This is a genomic window from Pediococcus claussenii ATCC BAA-344, assembly GCF_000237995.1.
GTDB lineage: Bacteria > Bacillota > Bacilli > Lactobacillales > Lactobacillaceae > Pediococcus > Pediococcus claussenii.
This window is the reverse complement of sequence record NC_016605.1, coordinates 1288274-1309073: the sequence shown is the minus strand read 5'-3', so window position 1 is coordinate 1309073 and position 20800 is coordinate 1288274. Positions and strand designations below refer to the sequence as shown.

Here is a 20800-nt window from a genome sequence, read left to right as displayed (position 1 = left end):
GTATGTCTTTATTACTACATTGTGATATTTTTAATTTCAAAGTAAATTTTATTTTCTGAAACTGTTCAGTTGAATTTATATTAAAAAACGGGCGACAACAAATATATTGTCATCGTCCGCTCGAAACTATTTATCTTTATCAAATCTCTCTTTTACGGAGTCTGCCACACCTTTTGCGGTATCCTTGGCATCTTCCAACTTATCCTTAGCTTTTCCGGCAAGGTTTTGGAGCTTGCCTTCTGCTTCTTGTTGATTGTCTCCAGTGGCTTTGCCAGTTAGTTCCTTGGTTTTACCTGCAACTTGATCTTTAGCATTGTTTACTTTATCTTTATCAGACATAAATAATACCTCCTATAAGTTTTTTGATTACAATATAATTTTAACAAGGAGGTATTATTTTGGGAAATATTTTGCTTGAATTAGTCGTTTAAATTATAACGTAATTTCATGTTAGCTGATCCAAGAACGACCATTTCACCTAATAATTTGGTCTGACGTTCAAAAGATTCGTTAGCTAGTTTTTCATTTGCAACTGACAAGTAATTTTGTAAATCAGATTGGTTAGCAAGATCCTTATCCGTTTGATTTTGAATATGACGATAAGCACTCATTGCTTCCAATTCAAACGTATTACGCAAATCAACGTATAAATCGTAGTCGGTGTCTCCTAATAAGGCAGTTGTTGTGCTCAACCAATACATGTTAGTCAGGTCAAACTTACCAGTGGCGTTTTTAAACACAGCTGGGGTATCTTCAACATTTGAATAGAATGGTACAACTGTATTGAATGTATTAGCACCATAAGCCAACCAATGAATACCTGCAATTTCAGAAGGAACGTTATTTCTGATTTGAAGAATGTGAACATTGTGATTTCGATTAATACCAATCGGACGGAATAGTTTCTTGTCGTCTTCGGATCCATGACCATAAGGATCGTATTGCGTATTTTCAAAGTGAGAACTTAAAACGTACTTAACATCCTCGATTGAAATTTTACGGTTAGCATGACAAATGAATGGCAAATCTTGATCCATTGGATCGCTTTTTACTTCTGGTGTGAAGTATTTCTGTCCAAACCAAGTTCGAGGGTTGTTATAAACCGTGTCCTTAACAGAGGCACTTCCAAATATGTGGCGAAGGTTATAACCAGAGAAATCAGGATTAAGATTATTATCATCAATCAAGGTCTTTAAATCATTAGAAGACATAGTATCTTCTGAATCGAAATTAAAAGTATCAATATTCATGCGATTTGGCGCAACGACATATGCATCATCTGGGATGCGAACAGCTGCCCAATGGTGTCCACCGATAGTTTCTAACCACCAAACCTCTTTATTATCAGAAAAAGCGATTCCGTTTGGCTCATAGGTACCATATTGTTCAAGTAGTGAACCTAAACGTGCAACACCTTCACGTGCTGAGCTAATGTAGGGAAGTACTAAGGTAACAAGGTCTTCTTCACCGACACCATTTTCAACAAAGGGATCAAGTCCTCGAAGTATTCGTGAGTTGGTTGTAATCGTTTCGGTTGCAGACATTCCAACGTTTTTACTATTAATTCCTGCTGCCGGCCAAATACCGTTAGTTAAAATGGAATTTGGCATTGAAGTATAGCGTAAGGGATTGTCAGGTAGGGAAACCTCAACTCCGCTGATGACTGCTTTATACTGGCGAGGTTGGTCTTCTGGTTGAACAACAACAAAACGTTGTGGATCGAGGGCCTCATGACCATCATCATTTCTTGATATGATGGTTGAGCCATCGATTGAAGCATCCTTTCCAACTAAAATAGTGGTACACGAACCCTTAATTCTTTTTTCCATGAATAAAAAACTCCTTTATTAAGTATTAATAATAGTATACCGCGAATTGATGATTTCGTCTTAGCAATCCAGAGCATTAACTGTTATACAATAATCAAATTTTTAGGTGCTGTGGTCAAATCTTTATATCCGTCCTTTGTAACTAGTAAGTCGTCCTCGATTCTGACGCCTCCTAATCCCTCTACGTAGATTCCGGGTTCAACCGTTATTATTTCATTAGTATGAGTTTGGTATTTTTGCATTCCACCATAGCTTTGTGGGTACTCGTGGATATTTAGGCCGATTCCATGTCCCATACCATGGTTGAATTCTTTGCCAAAGCCCTTACTAGTAATGTAATCACGTCCAACTTGATCTAAGTCTGGCCCTCCAACTCCATTGTGAATAGTATTAATAACAAGTTCTTGCGCATATAGTACAATTTCATAAATTTCTTTCATTTTTGATGAGGGATTTCCAACGGCAAAAGTACGAGTAATATCTGAAGTGTAGCCATCAACATAATATCCAAAATCTAGAGTAACCATTTCTCCATTTTGAATGATTTTACTTGTTGCGGAACCATGTGGCATTGCAGCTCGAGGGCCACTCGCCACGATTGTTTCAAATGAGGCACCAGTGGACCCGTGTGATTTCATCCAATCATCGAGTGAAGTAGCAACTTCTTTTTCAGTCATGCCAGCTTTAATGAAGTTTAATACATATTGGTATCCTTCCGATGAAAGCTCATTTGCAGCTTTGATTGCTCCGATTTCAGACGGTGTTTTAATGGAACGAACCTTATCAATTAATTCACGACTTGCCGAAAGTTTAAGTCTTGAGTGCGATTTCAAAAGACGATATTCGCGATAGGATAACGTATCTTCAAATTGTAATGTTGTTATATTTTCTCTATTTAATAATTGAACGACAGCCTCATCAAAGGACCGTGTAATCTGAACTTCGAAGGAATCGTAAACTGAGGTGGCTAATTCTTCTTCATAGCGAGAGTCAGTGATGATATAGCTTTTTTGTGGCGTTAATAATATCTTTGCATCCCCTTCGGCCCCTCTAAAACCTGTTAAGTATTGAATATTATAGTAATCTGAAATAAGAAGTGCGGAGTCGCGTAAAGTCAATCTAACTTGATTAATATTGCTCATATAAGTTACCTACCCATTCCTAAAACTCATTAGTACACCAATTCCTAATACAATAACAATAAGCCAAAACACCATTCTGATAAATAAAGTGGCAATTGCAAGCACGATGACGGTAATCAATACCCAGCTTACGATTTTCCAACTAAAGCGAATAAATAGTAGTGCAAGTAGCACTAGTATAAGTAAAAACAAGTTAATTCCTCCATCTGACTAATTTAGATGAGTGTAGCACTTTAAACTGGTAGTTTCGAGATGTTTGTGAATATTTTAACCAATTAAGGTGGAACAGCTATTTTAATACGCTGATTTGATATAATAAGCATTAATTTGAACATTGTAACGGGGGTAACACTATGGCAATTGAGTTAAACGTAATCATTGATGGGCAAACCATAAAAGCTATGACTAAAAATTTAACTATTTCAATTGGTGAAAAAGTAGAAGGCGCAATTTTCTTAGTAACTAAAAATCGCAAGTTGTTGGAAGTTACAGAAACGATGCCAAATTTATTAGAATCTGAAACAGTAGTTGCTATCCAAGATAAAAAACAACTTGAAAAAAAATATTTAATTCGAGGAATTATTGAAAAGGCAAAAGAATCAAGGGTGAAACTACGTAGTTATAAGGAAGAGGGGGTAATTCCTGCTAATTTTGTGAATCTTGTTAACCAAGAAGTCACACAAATTATAACTATTTTGAATAGTTTTGGATATGAGTTGTTTAGTAAGAAGAAGGTCGGTGCCAAAGCCTCCCATCGTTGGAGCAAGGAGATTAGCGAGATACCTTTCTTTGTTGATTCATATGGTAGTAAAGCAACAATCTATTGGAAAAAGCGCAATGAAATGTTAATTCTATCGGGAGCAAAGTTGCGTGAGGATATTCCTTTAAATAAAGATGGGTCGTTAGGCTTTGCGGCTAGATTGGGTGAAAAGTTACGTGCTGATCATGAAAGTGAGCTAAAAAAATTAAGTACAACTGTAGATATAACGTTTAAAAGTGTTAACGAAGTGGGATTATTCCTATATTTTGGTGGGACCAATGGTTGGTTAGAATTAAAAGATAAAAATAATAAAACAATCGATGAATATACGATCGTAAAATAGGTGCGATCAGTGAGGTAGAACCAATGGGAAAAGAACTTTGGAAAAGGAACATATACTTGATTTTAGGGGGCCAATTTTTATCTGGAATTACGAGTATGATCGTTCAGTATGCCATCGTTTGGTATTTAACAAAAACTACTGGATCTGCAACTGTTCTGAGTTTTGCCATGCTTCTAGGCATGATCCCGATGATTGTATTGAGTCCCTTTGTTGGTCCATTTGTGGATCGATGGAATAAAAAATTACTATTAGTGGTTCCTGATATGGTTGCAGCAGCATTTGCCGTGATTTTATCGGTGGTTGGAACAGTAGCAAGTCATTTTCCACTATGGCTAATTTTTGTTTCTTTATTTGTGCGAGCGGTGGCACAAACGTTCCAGATGCCTACAATGCAATCTTTAATTCCAATGATTGTCCCACCCGAACAGATCACAAAAATTAATGGTCAACTTGGAATGATACAATCGTCTAATCTTATTATTGCCCCAGCTCTAGGAGCCTTTTTGTATGCAATTATTCCAATTAATTACCTAATCCTAATTGACGTATTTGGAGCATTGGTTGGCGTGGGCGTAATTATTTTTGTAAATCTCCCGAAAACAAAAGCTGCAGAGGAGCCAATACGAATATTTGCAGATACTAAAATTGGATTTAAAAAATTGATCGATAATCATGCACTATGGTATGTCACCTTAATAGGGACACTATTTACTTTGTTTTTTATGCCAGCTGCAACTCTTTACCCATTAATGACAATGCACTATTTTCACGGAACTGTGGGACAGGCTGGCTTTGTAGAAATGATTTATTCGGTGGGGATGCTTTTTGGTGGGAGTGTGATTGGTATCTGGGGTAGATGGAGAAATCGAATTAAACCCATTGTTATTTCCTATTTGGTGATAGGAATAACGGTGACAATAAGTGGGATGGTTGCTCCTAACAACTCGGGATTCAATTGCTTTGCTTTTTTAAATTTTTTGGCAGGCATTGCTACTCCTTTTTCCAACTCATTATTAATGGCGATGATTCAACAAAGCTACCCTTCTGAGTTCTTAGGGAGAGTTTTGGGAGTTATGAACTCATTAATGAATTTGGCAGGGCCGGTTGGACTAATTTTTGCGGGACCAATTGCTGACAGGCTTGGTGTTCAAAATATTTTTGTGATTGCAGGGGTGGCAACAATTGCATGTGGATTATTGATTATTGGACTGCCTGCGACCCGCAACTATGATCTACAATTACAGGCTGGACTTAAAAATGTATCAGATAATTAATTAAATTGTTATACGGTGTGTAATATGTTTATGTTACATAATTGTAACAGTGAAATAATGTGAACAAAATATGAAGAAGTTACAATGAAGGTGTTACAATTTGGTGATTATTTATATGAAGATTGAATTGTTTTTTTGGAGGACGTAGATGTTTAATTTGAATAAAAAGCGTTACAAGATGTACAAGGATGGTAAAAATTGGGTAGCGGCTGCAATTACCGCCTTGGCAATTGGAGTTGGAGTTTCAACCTTACAGGAGGACGTGACTGCTCACGCTGCAACGACTAGTAGTGTTGCAACCAGTACTGTGAAGGCTAGCTCAGCAGCAAATAGTTTGCAAACGCACTCATCAGTAGTTACTAGTTCACAAGCTACTAGTTCGCAAGCAAAGGCTAGCTCGGTAGCTAGTTCAAATTTAAAAGCTTCAACAAGTACTGCAGCGGTTAGCAAGACTACTGCTGCTTCTAGTAGTACAGCAACTAGTTCTGTGGCTGCAACTACTAAAAGTGCAGTATCTTCGGTAGCAAAGCCTGTAAGCAATGTGGCAGCCGTGAAGAGTTCTGCAACCAGTCAGGTCAAAAAAAGTGCTGCGGCCGCTAGTTCTGTATCAGTTACAGCTAAAAGTGTCGCGCCAGCGTCTTCAACAGCTAGTAAACCAGAACAAGGAACTGACTGGGCCGTTTATCAAGGAAACAATGGGAAGCAGGCCTATTCAACTGATAAGTTTGCAATTGCTCAGATTGGTGGAACAATCAATGGTTCCATTTATGACCAGTCTACTTACCAAACACAGGTTGCTACTGGGCTAAAAAATGGGTTGCGAATGCACACATATATCTGGGACCAGTTTGGCTCAAGTACAAGCAATGCTACCAATGTTTTAAATTATTTCCTTCCAAAAGTTACAACACCTAAAGGCTCAATTGTGGCTCTTGATTTCGAAGACGGTGCATCAAATAACGTAAGTTTTAATACTAATACTTTGATTCAGCAGATGACGCAAATAAAAAATTACGGATATACACCAATGTATTATAGTTATAAGCCATATACGTTACAGTACGTGAACTATAATGCTATTTTAAATTTGTTTCCTAATTCACTATGGATAGCTGCTTACCCAGACTATAATGTCACATCAACGCCTAATTATAACTACTTCCCATCAATGAATGGCGTTGCTATTTGGCAGTTCACATCTACATATGCCTCAGGAGGTCTAGATGGGGATGTTGATCTGTTGGGTGTAACAAATAATGGATATCCAACAACGGGAATTCAAGTTGGTAAAACAGTTCAAATCAAGTCTTCTGCACAAACGTGGGCTACTGGGCAAGCTATCCCAACTAATGTAAAAGGGCAGAGCTATGTAGTCCAGCAGGTGAATGGTAGTAAAGTGCTTCTTTCTACTGTGGACAGCTGGATTAGTGACTTTAATGTAACTCCAGTTTCAGTAACATCTGTTAAAAATACAAATGACTCAAGTATTGATCTGCAATTGACAAGTTCAACTGAATCAAACAAGACGACAATTAAAATTCCTAAGGGATTTACAGCAGAAGTAGGACAGTTTGTGAATGGAAATGTATCAATTTCTATCCATTCTAATTACACAACAACGTCATCAGTAGTCGGTACTCTTGCAGCTGGAAAAGCAGTTGTATATGATTCATACATCAATAAGAATGGTTACGTATGGGTACATTATAAGAATAGCAATGGGAAAGACGTATATCTTCCAACTCATCCATCTGGTACAGCCAATAATGTTTGGGGAACATTTAAAGATGCTCCAACTAATTCAAGTTCGTCAGCAAGCAAGGTAACTGTTTCAAAGACAAGTCCAAGTTCAAAGGCAAACTTGAAGCCTATTAGTTCAGCAAAACCGGCAGCAAAACCGGCAGCAAAACCGGCAGCAAAACCGGCAGCAAAACCGGCAGCAAAACCGGCAGCAAAACCGGCAGCAAAACCGGCAGCAAAACCGGCAGCAAAACCGGCAGCAAAACCGGCAAAACCGGCAGCAAAACCGGCAGCAAAACCGGCAGCAAAACCGGCACCTAAACCCACAACTAAGATACCAAGTGGGTTCACAAAGGAAAGTGCAACTTTTGTTAATGGAAATGTACCCATCATGATTCATACTAGTCCTAGTGCAACTTCAACGGTAATTAAGAAATTAGCAGTGGGGGCCAGCGTGAAATATGATTCGTATGTTAATAAAAATGGTTACGTATGGGTTCACTTTACCTTAAATGGCAAAGATGCATATTTGCCAACTCACCCAACAGGTACTGCAAATAATGTCTGGGGAAAATTTATTTAATTTAAAAAATGATTTGAAATAAATGCGAACATCTATTTAATGACACTTTTTCAGAAGGTGGTATATTTAAGTAGGTGTTTTTATTTTTTGGAACAATGATAAGGAAAACTTATGAATCCACAATTAATTTTAAAAGAAAAGTTTGGCTATGATTCATTTCGTGGTGGTCAAGCTAAAGTCATTGATAATATTGTAAATGGTGATAATACCTTGGCAATTATGCCCACTGGGGGTGGAAAATCACTCTGTTATCAGATACCAGCACTCATGTTTAAGGGAATAACTTTGGTGGTATCGCCCTTGATTTCTTTGATGAAGGATCAGGTTGATGCTCTTAATGAAAATGGGATTGCAGCGACCTTTATTAATAGTACTCTCAACTTTATGGAGATTGATGAACGCATTAGCATGGCCGCACGTGGTGATGTTAAATTGATATATATTTCACCAGAAAGATTGGATTCTGAATCATTTGTTAGGGAGCTCACAAATTTAAAAGTTGATCTAATTGCGGTTGATGAAGCTCACTGTATTTCTCAGTGGGGACATGATTTTCGTCCAAGTTATTTAAGTTTAAGTGAAACAATCAAGTCGTTTTCGTCTAATCCGGTTATCGTGGCATTAACCGCTACTGCAACACCACGAGTGGCTAAGGATATTATGGAAAGACTTAACATTAGTCCAAAACATGAGGTGAAAACAAATTTTGCTCGTAAAAACCTGTCTTTTCAAATTATTAAAGATCAAAATAATGACATTTTTTTGCAAGAGTATCTTAGGGCCAATAAAAAGCAGTCGGGAATAATTTATGCTTCAACTCGGAAAGAAGTTGAACGTATCACTGGTATGCTGAATCACCAAAAAATTCCTGCTACCATGTATCATGGCGGATTATCAGAGTCGGTACGCCAGCAAAATCAAGAGGATTTTTTATATGATCGTATTCCCATTATGGTTGCTACAAATGCTTTTGGGATGGGAATTGATAAGAGTAATGTACGGTTTGTAATTCATGCACAGGTCCCCGGAAGTATTGAAGCGTATTACCAAGAAGCCGGACGTGCTGGTAGAGACGGTCTTCCGAGTGAAGTGATTCTATTATTTAAGTTAAAGGATGTTCGGATTCAACGCTTTTTTATTAACGAATCTGAGATGGATGAAGCAAGTAAAGCAGTCGAATATACCAAGTTACAGAAAATGACACAGTATGCTAATACGCAACAATGTTTGCAACAATTTATTTTGCAGTATTTCGGAGATGAAGGCCCAGAATGTGGGCAATGTGGTAATTGCTTAGATGAGCGTGAATTACAAGACATTTCTGTTGACGCTCAAAAGGTACTGTCATGTGTTAAGCGAATGAACGAAGGCTTTGGCAAAATTGTCGTTGCGCAGGTTTTAACAGGATCCCAAGTTCAAAAGGTACGACAATTTAGGTTTGATAAATTAAGTACGTATGGTTTACTGAAAGATCGTTCACAAAAAGAGGTAACAGAATTAATTGATTATTTAACTGCTTACCGATTTCTACAGGTTTCTGGCGGCCAATACCCTGTATTGCAAGTTTCGGAGAGTGGAATCGAGGTTTTGAAGGGAATCAAGAAAGTTTATCGAAAATCTGCGGTTAAGGCTAAAAAAAGTTTGCCAGAAGATAGTGACTTATTTGAAAAGTTGCGTAGACTACGACGAAATTTTGCAGAAAAGCAGCATGTGCCACCTTTCGTTATTTTTTCAGATAAAACATTACAATCTATGTGTGAAATCTTACCGACTAAGCTTTCGGAAATGCAAGTTGTTAAGGGAGTAGGGGAAAATAAATTGCAAAAGTATGGAAAGCAATTTATAGAATTGATTAAAGCAGAGACAGTTGAGGAGTAACAACAAATCAGCAAAGTATAGCCCGTTAATGTAAAAAAAGAGATTCGCATTTGCGAATCTCTTTTAATTTTAAAGAGTATTATTTAGCTTTAGGTGCTTCAACAAGAGTATCTGTCTTGCCTTTTGCCCATTGTTGGATAGCAACAATACGGGTTTGGCGAACACTCTTTTCACGTTTTCCACCAACTTTACGAGCGCGAGCCCAGGTGTTATATGGTTTTTTAACAGCCATGGTTAGTTCCTCCTCAACAAAGTAATCTTTTTCTATTTTAAGCTGAAACCTAATAAAATGCAAACAAATTCTTAAAAGGATTTGTGAGCAGCAAGGCTGCGGTCCACAGCATTCAACGATAATTTACCAAAAATACGGATCAAAATAACCTGAATAGGCAGTTGTACGATGTTACTGATGATTCGTGCCGTATTGAAGAATAAGCTCGCTGATGCTCCAAAATAAAGTGATTGCCAGATGAAATTAAGTCCCATCGTAACGATTATCATAACAAGTAATCTGACAATAATTATTCGCCACCAACTAAATTTGCCACGATACAAAAAAATAGCAGCAATCAAATTTGCAACTATGGCACTGATAGCCCAAACAGGTAAGTATGGTCCGATCGGATTGGAAAAATAACCAACGGTGTCGCTCACTATTCCAAATACCAACCCTGCCCATGGACCAAAAAGTGCAGATACAATCGTTGATGGAATGTACTCAAAACTAACCAGCGTAAATTGTGCAGAAATATGGATCGTTGTAAAACGAGCTAATACAACGTCTAACGCTGCCAACAAAGCCATAATGGTTAGATTTCGCACGGTAAAAACGTTTTTTAAACTAAAAAAATTCTTCATGCAAATCCCTCCAGTCTTTGTTGCCGCAGAACGAATAGAAAGAGCATGAAAAATCTTCCTAATCAACGGCGAGATGCGAGAAAAATACCGCTGGATGTTTAATCCATTCGTTTGGCAAACAACTCTCCGTCTTGCCAACACTTAACGCATTTTTCCCTACTCCATTGATAGAGCTTATTTTTCATTGTAGCTTAGTGAGATTGAAATGCAAGTTAGGGTATATATCCATTTAACTTTAATTTATACTTACAAATGTTAGGGTAGATACAGAAGTACAAAATCAATTTTTGCGAGGAAAATATGAGATATAAATTTAGGAATGATTATGAAGAGATTATCAATGCAAAGAGAGTGCTACAAAAAGAACATGTTAGTCAGCGTTTAATTAAAAGGATTGAATATGAAGGATCGTTGGTCGATGAAAATGGTACTAGAATTGATTTTTCGGATAAACTAATGCCTTTTGAGGAGTTCTACATTGAGTTACCTGATGAAAAAGCGCACGAAGGAGTATCAATTAGTCATGATGCATTGTCAATTTTATTTGAGAATGATAATTGGTTAGTGATTGATAAGGATGCCGGTGTAAGTTCAGTTCCAGGTCCAAGTAATTCGGAAAACACTCTGGTAAACCGAATTGAAGGACACTGGCAAGAACAGGGTTCTTCAAATATGGTTCCGCACCTCGTTTCACGATTGGATAGGGATACTAGTGGGATCGTCCTGGTCGCAAAGAACGCGATTGTGAACAGCTTGATTTCGGCAGATGTATATAAAAAACGGATCAGGAAATACTATTTAGCGATTGTGGAAGGAAACTTGGAGCAAGACACAGGTATCATTGATAAAAAGATTGGATTAGCACAGGATGGGATTCATCGTGAAATACAGGAAGACGGACAAAGAAGTCGAACAAAATTCAAGGTGCTCAGTCGCAATAATGGTAAAACACTTGTGCAAGTTGAGTTGTTAACAGGACGTACACACCAAATTAGAGTTCATTTTGCCGCAATTAACCATCCGTTGATTGGAGATCATTTGTATGGTCATGAGGACCCATTAATTGGAAGACAGGCACTACATGCAAGTGAGCTGGACTTTTTTGATCCGATTACAAAAGAGGAACGTCATTTTGAAGCACCATTACCAAAAGACTTTGATCAGTTAAAAGCTCAACTAGGGCTTTGATTTTTGACAATTCCGGTAATATTCGATACGCTAATAAGCAATATTGAAGGGGGATTTTTTGTGATAACAATTAGAGAAGCAGACAAGGACGATGCTGGACAGATAGCGCCGTTGATTAATATTATTTACGAAGAGATGGAGTTGTCGGAATTAGACGACGTACCCGCCGCCAGATGGCAACGAGTGTTAGGGCAGGCGTATTCAACTGATGAATATTTGGATACGATGGCTAAAACGGTCGTTGCGGAAGATACACATACTGGTAAGGTTGTTGGAGTGGCTTTTGGCTATTCTGATGAGTACGAGGAACATCTAAATGATATTATAAGTGGTTATGCGGAAAAAGCACACATTCTAGATGACGAACTGGAGCCTGATATTGAAGCATATCGCAATGAATGGTACTTAGATTCGATCGCGGTTGATCCAAATTATCAGGGACAGGGAATTGGTGGAAAACTTTTACGCACACTACCTAAGTTTGCCCGCCGTGATGGTGAAACAACTATTGGGCTGAATGTTGATTTTGAAAATCCAAATGCAAAAAAACTGTACAATAAAAATAATTTTATAACGGTCGGAATTAGAAAAATTGGAGATCATTTGTATTTCCATATGCAAAAGAAACTCCAGAATGTAATGTCGGCTTAGTCTAGAGGTAAAAGGATGACTGAAGAAAACAATAACCAAGATGTAGAAATTACATTAGGAGAACCACGCTTTAACACTATGTTGCTACAGTTGAACCATGGTATTGATGCTGAAAATGCATCCGAATATAACTTTATGGGGAATACAACGCAAGAAGTTGGAGAGAATGTGTGGGCAGTACCTGCTTTTTTAAGTGATGATTACAACTTATTCTTTTTATATACAGCTATTGATACTGAGGAATGGGTAGTTGCCTTTTCGAAAGCTAAGATAGGTGAAGGACAATTTGAATTAGGAACACCAATGACTACTGGTGAGGGACTAAATCAGTTGTTTGAGCATGATAAAGATCGCGCCAAAATGGTTATGGGTTTTGTAAATGACATGGCTAAGGCTGGCGAGGGTGTTTGGAGAATGGTAGAGTAACGGAATGGTTATTTTATAAGCATATAGCTGTAATAGATTTGAAACTGTACTCTCGTGTACTGATTTGGTAGTAAATCAGTGTACGGGAGTTTTTTTATTCTGAAAACATCAAGCTTTTTTCATCTTAATTACTTTATATATGGTGACGATAGATGTTAGCTTTGGATCTGGTAAATAAGACATATGTAAAGGATACGTCAAAAATTGTAACAAATTTGTTTGTGAAAGTTTAGAATTTGAGTCACCTATAATTGTTGCGGTGGGGCTCTTTAAAATAAAACTTAAATATTGCCAGGGATCCTTATGCTATAATTTAGAAGATAATTTAAAAATGTGAGGCTAAGGAATGATTTTAATAACAATTATATTGTTAATTCTGTCTATTCTAATCGGTTTTGCTTTTCGCAAGTTTCAATTTAATAAATCAATTCAAGAAGCTAATATTGCGGCAGCGCAAATTAGACGACATGGTGAAATTAAGGATAAAGATGAAGTTGAAAAATTAATTTCGAAAGAAAAGAAAAATACCATTCAATATAGAGATGGAATTGAAGATGAAATTAAAACAGACATTGAGGACAACGAACGAAAAAGTCGTTGGCTTGATCAGCGAATTGAACTACTAGATAAGAAAGAACAGGGATTAGCTAAAAAAAATGAACTTTTGAATCAAAAAAATTTAGATTTAAAAAGTCAAAAAAAAGAACTACATGATATTAGAGAAAACAGTCGTCAGCTGATTTTGGATCGACATGAAGCTTTACAGAATTCTGCTGAAATGAGTCAAGATGCCGCTGATCACGAGGTGTTACGGGAAACGGAAGAAGATGTGTCACAAACATATAATAAGTATGTAATTGATGCTGAAACGGAATTGGAAGCGACTAGTGAAAACAGTGCGCGGGTTTTAATTGACCAGGCGATCGAGCATAGTGGTGGAAAAACGGTTTTATATGAAAATCATCGTTCACTTGAGGTAACCTCCAAGGAAGTATTAGGGAAAATAATCGGCAATGCTGGGCAAAATGTTAGAGCAATTGAAGCATTAACCGGTGTTGATATCATTATTGATGATAAAGAAAGTGAAGTCATTATTAATGGATATGATCCAATTAGGCGTGCTACTGCTTATCGAGTGTTAGAGCGCATTAGTGAGACTCATCGTGTGAATCCAGACGCAATCGAACAGATTGTTAACGAGACTAATCGGTACATGGATCACCATATCAGACATTATGGAGAAAAAGCAGTTAATGAATTAGGTTTAACAAAAGTTGCTCCGGATCTAATTAAGTTTATTGGACGAATGCATTACAGGACGAGCTATGGTCAGAACATTCTAGAACATTCTATCGAGACTGCTAAATTGGCTGGAATTTTTGCGGCAGAACTTGGTGAAGATTCAGCGATGGCAAGGCGAGCAGGATTACTTCATGATATTGGTAAATCAATTGATCGTGATATTGAAGCAACTCATGTTGAAATTGGAGTAGAGCTCACCAAACAATATCGGGAGAGTCCAGTGGTTGTAAACACTATTGCCTCTCACCACGGGGATGTTGAATCGGAATATGTAATTGCTGATTTGGTTACGGCAGCCGATTCAATATCTGGATCACGACAAGGAGCGCGTAATGAATCAGCGGCAGACTACTTACAACGAATCAAGAGTCTGGAAGGCATTGCTAATGAGCAGCCTGAAGTTGATGAAAGCTATGCAATACAAGCAGGACGTGAGTTAAGGGTTATTGTTCAACCAAAGAAAACGAACGATAAGAGTATTCATGACATCGCTACTGAAGTTAAAAATGAGATCGAGGAAAATGTTACTTACCCAGGACAAGTTAAGGTAACCGTTGTGAGAAAGCTTGAAATTGTTGAATATGCAGAAAGGCGGCGAGCATGATTCTGAGTTCAGAGCAGACCAAATTAATTGACCAACACGTAAAAGATCGTTTGGGTAATGATTTTACCGGACATGATTATGCACATATATTACGCGTGGTTAAAATGGCTAAAAAATTGGCTAAAAGCCAGGCGGGGATTGATCTCGGTGTTGTTACGGCGGCCGCTTATTTGCACGATGTCATAGATGAAAAGTTGGTAAAAAGCACTGAAGATGCTGAAAAACAACTATCTTTGTTTATGCAACGCATCGGCGTTAGTCAAGCGGATATTGATCAAATTTTCGACATTATAACGCATATGTCATATGCTAAAAATTTAGAAGAACGTTATGAACTTTCAGCGGAGGGTAATATTGTTCAGGATGCTGATCGATTAGATGCTATTGGTGCAATCGGAATTGGGCGTGTTTTCTATTACGGTGGCAGTCATGAGCATGTGATTTATGATCCTAAGATCGCTCCAAGGAAACATATGACACACGACCAATATCGAGAGAATGAAACGGTTATTAACCATTTTTACGAAAAATTACTTAAACTTGCTGATTTAATGAATACTGAAGAAGCAAAAAGAATTGCTCAGAGAAGAACAGTTGTAATGCAAGAATTTTTAGAAGAATTCGATTTGGAATGGAATCAGGAAAGGTGAGAGTATTTCTATGTTAAACGATGTACAGAATATCAAAAGGCAATATGTCTGGACGGCAGGTATTGTTGCAGTAATCTTAATCTTTGCAGCAAAGATTCATTTACAATTATTGGATACGATTGATCGTTTGTTCAGTAATTTAATTCAAGATGGTATGCAGATATGGTTAACTGTCGTGATGAAGATGATCACACATATTGCCGATACTAAATTAGGACTGATTTATGCAATATTAATAGCCTTATATCTATGGTTTGGACGTCGTCAAAGGGTTGATGCTATTTGGACACTCGCAACAATGTTTGGCGGAGTTGCAATTGCATTTGTTGTAAAAGAAATTGTTAAACGACCACGCCCTAACATAAATCAGGTTATACCAGAAACCGGATATAGTATGCCAAGTGGTCATACTTTTGAAGCGGTACTAGTTATTGCCTTTTTATATCTATTCTTTATTCGTCCTATTCAAAATGGGACCGTTAAAACTTTGTTATACCGGTTATGTTATGTTTGGATAATCTTAGTGATGTGGTCACGTATCTATTTAGGAGCCCATTATTTATCCGACACAATCGTTGCAGTTGCGATTGCAATTGTGTGGTTATCGGTTGCTCTGTGGTTATATAAACGTTATTACGAATTAGTTGCAAGCTTTGTTAATCCCGTTGGCAGACACCAGCGAAAAGATTTTTTGAATAGATAATTATTAAAAAATAACTACTAAATTTAGTAGTTATTTTTTTGATCTTCAAATTAAAAAATATAGCTTAAAAAATTTTTTAAGTGCGCCTAAAAAATAATTGTGTTTGACTTGGAGTTGTAGCATAATGAATTTGAACCAGGGGGCAGATTTATGCATGATAATTCTTTGACAGGGCAACGTTTTTTTATAGTTACAGCTTTAAATATTTTGATTACGGTAGCGGAATTTCTGGGAGGTATCTTTTCAGGCAGTTTGGCGTTAATTTCGGATGCTTTTCATAATTTGGGAGATGGTGCTGCTATTGTAATGGCATATGCAGCAAGCCGTATCAGTCGTAAGAAGTCAAATCAACACAAGACATTTGGATATCGCAGGGCAGAAATAATTTCGTCATACCTTAATGCAATTTTTTTAATTGTTATTTCTGTTTTTTTAATTGTGGAAGCAGGAAAAAGAATTTTTGAACCCACTAAAATTAATGGTATCTTGATGTTAATTGTTGCGATCATAGGATTATTTGCTAATGCTGGTTCGGCGTTACTACTGAATAGTGGGAAAACAAACAATTTGAATATAAAGGCAACATACTTACATTTTTTGAGTGACGCATTGTCATCAGTTGGAGTAATTATTGGGGCTATTGTAATACAGCTATTTAATATTACATGGGTTGATCCGTTGGTTACCATTCTCGTTTCGTTGTATATTATTAAGGAGACATTTCCAATTTTACGTGATTCAACTAATATATTAATGCAATCAGGTCCTGATTTAGATTATGAAGCGATGGCACTGGATATGGAGAAAGTATGTGGAGTAGTTAGTGTACATCACATTCATGCTTGGATGATTGACGAGAACCGAATTATTTTTTCGGCTCACATCAATTTACAGGACCAGATGTTAAGCAATGTTGAGGTGACGTACCAGGCGGTTGAAAAATTACTTACGGAGAAGTATCATGTGGACCACGTCACGTTACAGGCAGAAGTCGAGCGGGGACGTGATGCTACAAAGTTTACGACAAATCAAAATGACATTTAAGGAGTTCTATTGATAATGACGCCAATGAAGGAAGATTATTTAAAAATAATTTTTGAACTCGGTGGTACTAAGAATAAGGTTTCAAATAAACAAATTGCTAATAGTTTAGATATCGCAGCAGGATCGGTAACAGAAATGGTTTCTAAGCTTGTTGAGGACGGCTTGGCTACTCATACACCATATGCAGGAATTGCGTTGACAGATGAGGGCGTTGAAGTAGCTGAACAATTGGTAAGAAGACACCGAATTTGGGAAACATTTTTGGTCGATAAACTACACTATAAGCTTTCGGAAGTACACACAGATGCTGAACAACTTGAACATGTTAATAGCGAGAAGATAATTAATGATTTAGACGCTTTTTTAGGGCATCCCAAACATTGCCCACATGGTGGGGTGATTCCGACTGCTGATGGATATTATCCAGAATATAGCCACGTCCAACTTTCAGAGTTAAAGGATGGTGATGTAGCCGTTGTTGATCGGTTAGCAGACAATCGAGATCTGTTAACTTATTTGGATCAAATTGATTTTGATTTGGGCGATCGTATTAAAATTATTGGGCATGCACCATTTGAAGGACCAATTAAGGTCCAACTTCTTTCTGAAAAGGAAGAGGATACAATTCGAGAGGTTAGTTTTAAGGCGTCACATTACGTTTTTGTCCAACCTGAAAAATAACCTTGATTTTAACCTATCTTTTTTTGGATACGCATGCTATAATTAAAATGTAATTTTGGTTAGGTACTTTTGGTTAGATTGTTTCATTTGAACTATCCCCAATGACCGGATCAAGCTACAATAAATAAGTTTGTCGTAAGGCAGCTACAGGAGGATGTTCATAATGGAACAAGGTACAGTTAAGTGGTTTAATGCTGATAAAGGTTTTGGTTTCATCACACGCGAAGATGGAAGTGACGTATTCGTTCACTTCTCAGCTATTCAAGGTGAAGGTTTCAAGACTCTTGAAGAAGGTCAAGCAGTTACTTTTGATGTAGAAGAAAGCGACCGTGGACCACAAGCAGTAAACGTTGTTAAAGCTTAATTTTTAAAATTTAATTTAATAACAATTGGAGTAGCGACTTTAGGGTCGCTACTTTTTTTGTCTTCAGATTTGAAAGTAACTTTTAATACTTTACCATAGCTGGTACAATTAATTATTAAATGTTTCGGAGGAGTGGAAACATGGGTCTAACTAAAATTGATCGAGTTATTGATACGTGTCTGATTGCTGGGCGAATAATGATTGAGAATGGTTCTGAAATGGCACGGGCAGAGGATACTATGAAGAGAATTGCAATTAATTCTGGGGTTAATAACCTGAAAATATTTGCAACTGTAACTGGATTAATCGTTTCGATTCCTGATACCGAAAATGCTCAAATTGAGACAATTGACAGAAGAGCAATCGATCTTGAAAAAGTAGCAGCGGTTAACGAATTATCCAGAAAATATGCTAATAAGTCGATTGATTTAGACGCCTTTTTTGAACGATTAAGTACGCTTGATGATGCAACCCCATTTTTTCCTTTTTGGTTGCAAATTATCGGAGCTGCTCTTGTTAGTGGCCCTTTGATGGCAGTTTTTTCCAATAATATGTCCGATTTGTGGATAACTGCCTTTGTTGGCGCAATTGGTTTTGCGATTTTTTATTTTATTAATCGAATTTTGAATATTAAATTTATTAGTGAATTTGTAGCGGCTCTAGTCATTGGACTTTTAGCTGTGTATAGTGTTCACCTTGGAATAGGTAAAGATATTGATGATATAATCATTGGCTCTGTGATGCCCTTAGTACCTGGTGTACCTTTGACTAATGCGGTGAGGGATTTATTGGATGGACATCTGGTAAGCGCTCCAGCAAGAGCAGTTGAAGCAATGTTAACTGCTGTTGCCATTGGATTTGGAATTGCATTTATTTTTAGATTTTTGTAGGTGAATACATATGCAAATACTTTTAGAATTTTTATTATCGGGGATTGCGACAATTGGATTTGGAATAATTATTAACATTCCACATCGTGCCTTAGTTGTTGCAGGAATTGTTGGCGGAATTGCTTGGACTGTTTATTGGTTAATGCTTTCTGCCAAGCTGGGATTAGCACTCAGCAGTTTGACATCAGCTACAATTATTGGAACTTTAAGTGTGGTAGCAGCACATAAATTAAAAATGCCCATGATTATTTTTAATATTCCGGGAATCGTTCCATTAGTGCCGGGGGGACAGGCATATCAAATGGTTAGAAATTTTGCGCTTAATCACACTGATGTGGCGCTTCATTTCATGATGCAAGTTGCGGAAGTTGCTGGTTCAATTGCAATTGGTTTTTTATTGGCAGAACTTGTAAATCAGCTTTATTTTAAAATCAAACGAACCTTTTTTGTAAGTAATAATAGAAACTAGTGAATCACAATACCTCTTTTCGGTTCTAAACTTATTTTATTCAACAAAGTTCTTCAATTTTCTATAGAAATCAAAAAAATCATCGGCAGTGGCCAATGATTTTTTTAATTAGATTAATTATCTTGCTGGGACCTGGTTGTTAGTTGTAGTGTCAGATTGTTGCTGAGTTGTAGTGCTCTGTTGAGGAACTTGTTGCTGTTGTGCTTGAGTGGCAGGAGCCTGTTGTTGCTGATCCTGAGTGGCAGGAGCTGCAGGCGCCGCTGCTTCACTACTTGATGAAGCAGAACTCGCAGATGAGGAGCTTGTTGAATCATCAGTGGAAGTATCTTCACCATAACCAGCAACACCAGTAGTACCTGTATCGGCTTTATCAAGCCCTAAGTTTGAACGAATAAAATTAGTGACTCTTTGCATTTCTTCATGTGGTGCGACTTCAAAATCAACACCGTTAATTACGGCTCCAACTCCCTGCAAATGCGTTGATTTAAGATGATGGGTAGCAACTCGGTAGTTTGTTGAAAGTGCAACTAATTCATCAAAGGATAAATCTGTTTGAGTTTGTGATTTTAACGAATCCATAAAGTTTTCATTGAGGAGCGTTGTAATCGAGTCACTCTTACGAAGAATTGCCATCAAAATTTGACGTTGACGTCCCTGACGCCCGTAATCTCCCTGAGGGTCTTGATGACGCATTCGGGAATAATCAAGGGCAGCCTTTCCATTGAGATGGATCTTGACTCCTTTTTTAACGTCGGCGTTACCATATTTGAAGGTTAGCGGTGGAGTAACATCAACACCACCTACACCGTTGACAATCTTTTCAAGCCCACCCATGTTAATCAAGCCATAGAAGTCGATCGGAATATTAAGGAGCTTCTCCACAGCTTTGATAGCTGTGCCAGCCCCACCATAATCGTAGGCAGCATTTATTTTAGAGGGACCATAATCGGAATATCCTGGGACCGAAATTAAGGTATCTCTAGGAATACTGGTAAGGGTCATTTTTTCCTTGCCAGGATTCAAAGTCGCAACAATGATAGTATCAGTTCGCCCACGATAATTTCGACCTAGCGCCCCTGTATCAGTACCGAGTAGTAGAATCGAAATTGGCTTATTCTGTTTAAGCGTCGAAGAAACATTCCGTGATTTTTGAATGTTTGAAGAACTAAATATTGAATTGGCAGCATCTCTAGCTTGAAACCATTTACGTACTCCAAAGATAACTAAGAAAATTACCAAAATTGAAGCAACAATTAAAGCGATTCTACGCTTTCTTTTATCAAATTTAAATCGCTTATTTAAATGAGACAATTCATTTTTGCTTTCATCCGAATTGTCCCTATGCAGTCGATTTAAACTGAGGTAATGATTACCCGATTTTCTTTTTGAATTGGAACGTTTTTCTCTAGGATCCATAAAAA

The 20800-nt window shown here is 37.4% G+C and carries 22 protein-coding genes and 1 riboswitch; of the genes, 15 read left to right on the top strand and 7 right to left on the bottom strand.

Translation table 11 applies throughout. From position 1 onward, the window contains the following. Window positions 1-126: 126 nt before the first annotated feature. From PECL_RS06475 to PECL_RS06460, 4 genes are all read right to left on the bottom strand, one after another. Window positions 127-339, bottom strand: a complete 213-nt coding sequence (locus PECL_RS06475; protein WP_014215769.1) for a CsbD family protein — start codon at window positions 337-339, stop codon at window positions 127-129. A gap of 80 nt (window positions 340-419) precedes the next feature. Next, a complete protein-coding gene (locus tag PECL_RS06470) occupies window positions 420-1829 on the bottom strand; it encodes a C69 family dipeptidase (RefSeq protein WP_014215768.1) in 1410 nt (469 codons plus the stop codon). Window positions 1830-1912: 83 nt separating this feature from the next. Beyond that, window positions 1913-2971 (bottom strand): aminopeptidase P family protein, encoded by a 1059-nt coding sequence (locus tag PECL_RS06465; RefSeq protein ID WP_014215767.1) that lies wholly within the window; start codon window positions 2969-2971, stop codon window positions 1913-1915. Window positions 2972-2980: 9 nt separating this feature from the next. Beyond that, the gene (locus tag PECL_RS06460) at window positions 2981-3163 is read right to left on the bottom strand and encodes a hypothetical protein (RefSeq protein WP_041534636.1); all 183 of its coding nucleotides are present in this window, start codon (window positions 3161-3163) and stop codon (window positions 2981-2983) included. Between the two features lie 161 nt (window positions 3164-3324). On the opposite strand from PECL_RS06460, the gene PECL_RS06455 reads away from it, so the two are divergent. The 4 genes from PECL_RS06455 to recQ all read left to right on the top strand — a co-directional run bounded on the left by PECL_RS06455 (window position 3325) and on the right by recQ (window position 9549). Beyond that, on the top strand, window positions 3325-4074 hold the full coding sequence (locus tag PECL_RS06455; protein WP_014215765.1) for a hypothetical protein: 750 nt from the start codon (window positions 3325-3327) through the stop codon (window positions 4072-4074). A 23-nt stretch (window positions 4075-4097) separates the two neighbouring features. Continuing rightward, entirely contained in the window at window positions 4098-5348 is a 1251-nt protein-coding gene (locus tag PECL_RS06450) for an MFS transporter (RefSeq protein WP_014215764.1), read from the top strand. 148 nt (window positions 5349-5496) lie between these two features. Beyond that, window positions 5497-7671, top strand: coding sequence for a GH25 family lysozyme (locus PECL_RS10260; RefSeq protein ID WP_014215763.1), 2175 nt, complete (start codon window positions 5497-5499; stop codon window positions 7669-7671). 111 nt (window positions 7672-7782) lie between these two features. After that, the gene (recQ, locus tag PECL_RS06440; protein ID WP_014215762.1) at window positions 7783-9549 is read left to right on the top strand and encodes a DNA helicase RecQ; all 1767 of its coding nucleotides are present in this window, start codon (window positions 7783-7785) and stop codon (window positions 9547-9549) included. Window positions 9550-9628: 79 nt separating this feature from the next. Here recQ and PECL_RS10220 read toward each other — a convergent pair whose 3' ends face one another. After that, on the bottom strand, window positions 9629-9781 hold the full coding sequence (locus PECL_RS10220) for a hypothetical protein (protein ID WP_014215761.1): 153 nt from the start codon (window positions 9779-9781) through the stop codon (window positions 9629-9631). A gap of 71 nt (window positions 9782-9852) precedes the next feature. Then, window positions 9853-10407 (bottom strand): folate family ECF transporter S component, encoded by a 555-nt coding sequence (locus PECL_RS06435; protein WP_041534635.1) that lies wholly within the window; start codon window positions 10405-10407, stop codon window positions 9853-9855. A 64-nt stretch (window positions 10408-10471) separates the two neighbouring features. Then, window positions 10472-10573: riboswitch (THF riboswitch) on the bottom strand. Between the two features lie 134 nt (window positions 10574-10707). Here PECL_RS06435 and PECL_RS06430 point away from each other — a divergent pair. The 11 genes from PECL_RS06430 to PECL_RS06380 all read left to right on the top strand — a co-directional run bounded on the left by PECL_RS06430 (window position 10708) and on the right by PECL_RS06380 (window position 19379). Continuing rightward, complete coding sequence (locus PECL_RS06430) at window positions 10708-11595, top strand: RluA family pseudouridine synthase (protein ID WP_014215759.1); 888 nt, start codon at window positions 10708-10710, stop codon at window positions 11593-11595. Window positions 11596-11655: 60 nt separating this feature from the next. Then, on the top strand, window positions 11656-12246 hold the full coding sequence (locus PECL_RS06425; RefSeq protein ID WP_014215758.1) for a GNAT family N-acetyltransferase: 591 nt from the start codon (window positions 11656-11658) through the stop codon (window positions 12244-12246). Window positions 12247-12261: 15 nt separating this feature from the next. After that, the gene (locus PECL_RS06420) at window positions 12262-12672 is read left to right on the top strand and encodes a hypothetical protein (RefSeq protein ID WP_014215757.1); all 411 of its coding nucleotides are present in this window, start codon (window positions 12262-12264) and stop codon (window positions 12670-12672) included. 346 nt (window positions 12673-13018) lie between these two features. Beyond that, window positions 13019-14578, top strand: a complete 1560-nt coding sequence (rny, locus tag PECL_RS06415) for a ribonuclease Y (protein ID WP_041534634.1) — start codon at window positions 13019-13021, stop codon at window positions 14576-14578. Then, window positions 14575-15228: an HD domain-containing protein gene (locus tag PECL_RS06410; protein WP_014215755.1), complete on the top strand. Its 654-nt coding sequence runs from the start codon at window positions 14575-14577 to the stop codon at window positions 15226-15228. Before rny ends, PECL_RS06410 begins: the two co-directional genes overlap by 4 nt. Before the next feature lie 10 nt (window positions 15229-15238). Next, on the top strand, window positions 15239-15931 hold the full coding sequence (locus PECL_RS06405; RefSeq protein ID WP_014215754.1) for a phosphatase PAP2 family protein: 693 nt from the start codon (window positions 15239-15241) through the stop codon (window positions 15929-15931). A gap of 150 nt (window positions 15932-16081) precedes the next feature. Next, window positions 16082-16975 (top strand): cation diffusion facilitator family transporter, encoded by an 894-nt coding sequence (locus PECL_RS06400; protein WP_014215753.1) that lies wholly within the window; start codon window positions 16082-16084, stop codon window positions 16973-16975. A 15-nt stretch (window positions 16976-16990) separates the two neighbouring features. Beyond that, window positions 16991-17656 carry a metal-dependent transcriptional regulator gene (locus PECL_RS06395; RefSeq protein WP_014215752.1) on the top strand — a complete coding sequence of 222 codons (666 nt, stop codon included), beginning with the start codon at window positions 16991-16993 and terminating at the stop codon, window positions 17654-17656. A 163-nt stretch (window positions 17657-17819) separates the two neighbouring features. Beyond that, on the top strand, window positions 17820-18020 hold the full coding sequence (locus PECL_RS06390) for a cold-shock protein (protein ID WP_014215751.1): 201 nt from the start codon (window positions 17820-17822) through the stop codon (window positions 18018-18020). A gap of 140 nt (window positions 18021-18160) precedes the next feature. After that, complete coding sequence (locus PECL_RS06385; protein WP_014215750.1) at window positions 18161-18910, top strand: threonine/serine exporter family protein; 750 nt, start codon at window positions 18161-18163, stop codon at window positions 18908-18910. Between the two features lie 10 nt (window positions 18911-18920). Next, a complete protein-coding gene (locus tag PECL_RS06380) occupies window positions 18921-19379 on the top strand; it encodes a threonine/serine exporter family protein (RefSeq protein ID WP_014215749.1) in 459 nt (152 codons plus the stop codon). Between the two features lie 117 nt (window positions 19380-19496). Here the strand turns inward: PECL_RS06380 and PECL_RS06375 are convergent, their stop codons facing one another. Beyond that, on the bottom strand, window positions 19497-20795 hold the full coding sequence (locus tag PECL_RS06375) for an LCP family protein (protein WP_014215748.1): 1299 nt from the start codon (window positions 20793-20795) through the stop codon (window positions 19497-19499). Window positions 20796-20800: the final 5 nt, after the last annotated feature.